The following is a 3,346-nucleotide window of genomic DNA, read 5'->3' as shown; positions in this document are numbered from 1 at the left end:
GGCTCGACCGCCTCGTACGCTTACGCTCGGCCCTGAAAAGTCCACAAATGCACTTGCTTACCGACCTGTTTAAAAAATCAACCGCGTAGTTTTGAATTACACCCGAACCTATTCTAAGTAGAGCAAGCCCCTTCGCCCCCTGCGAAGGGGCTTTTTTGGGCTCCGGCGCGGCGAATACGCAGGAAAATGAATAAATGATATAAAGGTGAAAATATTGTATTTTATTGCCGGGAAAAGTGTAGCATTGTGTCTGTGCTATCCGGCTCAAACTTCTATTTGGGTGCTTATGTTAAAACGCTACTTTCTCGCGGGTACTTTAGTGATTCTTGCTTATTCGGCTGGGGCGCAGGGCAATGGGCCCGGCATCCGCGGGGCCCGGGCGGCGGCGCTGGGCAATGCGTCGGTAGCGCTGCCCGACGGCTGGGCAATGGGCAACAACGTGGCCGGGCTGGGCCAGCTTACCGAGGCTTTCGTGGGCGTATATGCCGAGAACCGCTACCTCAGCCGGGCTCTGAACACCGCCGTGCTCACCGCCGCCGCGCCGCTGGGCGGCCTGCGCGACGGCAAAGCCCGCAACGGCGTGGCCGGAGTAGAGGTGCAGCGCTTCGGCGACAAGCTGTACTCGGAGCAGCGCATCGGCCTGGGCTACGGCTACCGCGGCGGGCTGTTCAGCATCGGCGCGCGGGTCGATATGCTGCAGGTGAGCATTGAGGGGCTGGGCAGCCGGCGTTCCATGATGGCTTCGGTGGGCGGACAGGCCGAGGTAGTGCCCAAGCGGCTGTATTTTGGGGCCTACCTCTACAACCTGAACCAGGCCAGGCTGGCTAAGTATGACGATGAGCGGGTGCCCACGGTACTCAAGGCCGGGTTTTCGTACCAGCCCGCCACCAAGGTGCTGCTCAACGTGGAAACCGAGAAGGCCATAGACCAGTCGGCCGACTTCAAGGGCGGCCTGGAATACCAGGCCGTGGAAGCGCTGGCCGTGCGGGCCGGCTTTTCGTCCCTGACCCAGCAAACGACCGGTGGCATCGGGCTGCGGGCCGGCCAGCTCCGGGTCGACTACGCGGCGGCCTGGCAGTCGCGGCTGGGGCTGAGCCAGCACCTGAGCGTGAGCCTGCAACCCCGCAAAGCCCCATGAAGCGCCGGTCGTATCTGTTGGCTTTGCCGCTGCTGTGGCTGCTGGCCGCCCCCCGCGCCCGGGCCCAGGAATACGTGCGCCCCGCCGCCGACCTCGACCGGCTGGTGCAGGAGCTCTTCGCCGAAATCCAAAGCGACCAGGTACCCTACGAGGACCTCTACGAAACGCTGCTGCAATACTACCAGACGCCCCTCAACCTGAACACGGCCAGCCGGGAAGAGCTGCGCGGGCTGCTGCTGTTTTCCGAAGCCCAGATTTCCAGCCTGCTGGAGCACCGGCAGCGGCACGGCGGCCTGCTCAGCCTCTACGAGCTGCAAAGCATTCAGGGCTTCGATCTGCGCACCATCTACCGCGTGTCGCCCTTCGCTGCGGTGCAGCCCAATGCCAGCGGCAGCCGCGCCCCGCTGTGGCAGCGCATGGCCCGGGAAGACAACAACGCCCTGTTTGTGCGCTACGAGCGGGTGCTGCAGGGCCGCAAGGGCTACTCGGCCGCCGACAGCAGCGGCGGCCGGCTCCCCAGCCGCTACCTTGGCTCGCCCGACAAGCTGATGGTGCGCTACCGCGTCAGCCACGCCCGCGACTTCAGCTTCGGCCTGACGGCCGAGAAAGATGCCGGCGAGCCGCTGGTCTGGAGCCCGAGCTCCCGCCGCTACGGCGCCGACTTTTACTCGGCCCACATGCTGCTGCAGGAGCGCGGCAAGCTCAAAACCCTGGCCCTGGGCGACTACCAGCTCCAGTTTGGGCAGGGCCTGCTGCTCTCGTCGGGGCTGCAGGTGGGCAAGGGCGCCGAAACCATTACCACCATCCGCCGCAGCAGCCTGGGCGTGCGGGCGTATTCGTCGTTGCTGGAAAGCACGTTTTTCCGGGGCGCGGCGGCCACCGTGGCCCTGGCGCCCACCATCCGGGCCACGGCCTTCCTGTCGCGCAAGCGGATCGATGCCAACGTGCAGGCCGCCACGGATTCGCTGGCCCGGTTCGATGAGTTTTCCTCCGGCTTTCTGCTGACCGGCTTCCACCGCACGGCCAACGAGCTGGCGGACCGGCAGGCCCTGCGCGAGACGATTGGGGGCGGCAACGTCACCTACACCAGCCGCAGCGGCCACCTCAGCCTGGGCCTCACCGGCGTCAATACCAGCTTCGACAAGCCCGTGCAGCGGCAGCCGGAGCTGTATAACCGGTACGAGTTTCTGGGCCGGGAAAACCTGGCCGTGGGGGCGCACTACAGCTACGTGGTGCGCAACTTCCTGCTGTTTGGCGAAACGGCCCGCTCTACCGGCGGCGGCTTGGGCTCGGTCAACGGCGTGCTGGCCAGCCTGGCTACCAACGTCGACGCGGCCCTGCTGTACCGGCACTACGACCGGGATTTTCACACCCTCTACGGCAACGCCCTGAGCGAAAACACCCGCAACATCAACGAGAGCGGCCTGTACGCGGGGCTGAAGGTGCGGCCGCTGGCGCGCTGGGAAGTATCGGCCTACTACGACCAGTTCTGGTTTCCGTGGCTGAAATACCAGGTGTCGGCCCCCTCGCTGGGCTACGACTGGCTGGTGCGGCTGGCGTTTACGCCGTCCAAAACCAGCCTGCTGTACGCCCAGTTTCGCACCCGGGTGAAAGAGTACGACGCCCGCAACCCCGTGGGCCGCCGGGTAGGGGTACCCGTGCCCGTCGCGCGCCACAGCATGCTGCTCTTCTACGATACCAGCCCCACGCTGGGCCTGAGTTTGCGCACCCGGGTGCAGGGCACGCGCTACCGCGAAGATGGGGGCCCGCTGCGTACCGGCTACGTGCTGGCCCAGGATGCTTCGGTGGTGGTGGGACGCCACCTGCGGCTCAGCGGCCGCTACGCGCTGTTCGACACCGACGACTACGACACCCGGCAGTACGTTTTTGAGCAGGACGTCCTCTACGCCTTCTCCATCCCGGCCCTCTATGGCCGGGGCACGCGCCTGTACGGCATTGCCGAAGTGAAGTGCACCCGCCACCTGACCCTGTGGCTGCGCTACGCCGAAACCCACTACCGCCACCAGCAGACCATCGGCTCCGGCCTGGAGGAAATCCAGGGTCCGCGCCGGGGCGAGGTGAAGGTGCAGGCGCGCTATAAGTTCTAGGGCGTGTTCTCAATTTAGCCAGAGGGTGATGGCGCGTAGTTGGATAAACGCGGCGTAGGAATCGGCGAGCTTATCGTAGCGCGTGGCCACGCGTCGGAAC

At 65.3% G+C, this 3,346-nt stretch carries 2 protein-coding genes; both read left to right on the top strand.

From position 1 onward, the window contains the following. The first annotated feature begins 319 nt into the window (after positions 1-319). Positions 320-1,138 (top strand): hypothetical protein, encoded by an 819-nt coding sequence (locus tag ABD842_RS13935; RefSeq protein ID WP_345115032.1) that lies wholly within the window; start codon positions 320-322, stop codon positions 1,136-1,138. Beyond that, positions 1,135-3,246 carry a ComEA family DNA-binding protein gene (locus ABD842_RS13930; protein ID WP_345115029.1) on the top strand — a complete coding sequence of 704 codons (2,112 nt, stop codon included), beginning with the start codon at positions 1,135-1,137 and terminating at the stop codon, positions 3,244-3,246. Before ABD842_RS13935 ends, ABD842_RS13930 begins: the two co-directional genes overlap by 4 nt. Positions 3,247-3,346: the final 100 nt, after the last annotated feature.

Origin of the sequence: Hymenobacter algoricola, from assembly GCF_039539525.1 — a bacterium.
Classification (GTDB): Bacteria; Bacteroidota; Bacteroidia; order Cytophagales; family Hymenobacteraceae; genus Hymenobacter; species Hymenobacter algoricola.
This window is presented reverse-complemented; position numbering and strand designations above follow the sequence as displayed.

What these genes read in the sequence shown, in the direction of transcription:
- ABD842_RS13930 (WP_345115029.1), top strand. Translation starts at nt 1,135, where the DNA reads ATGAAGCGCCGGTCGTATCTGTTGGCTTTGCCGCTGCTGTGGCTGCTG.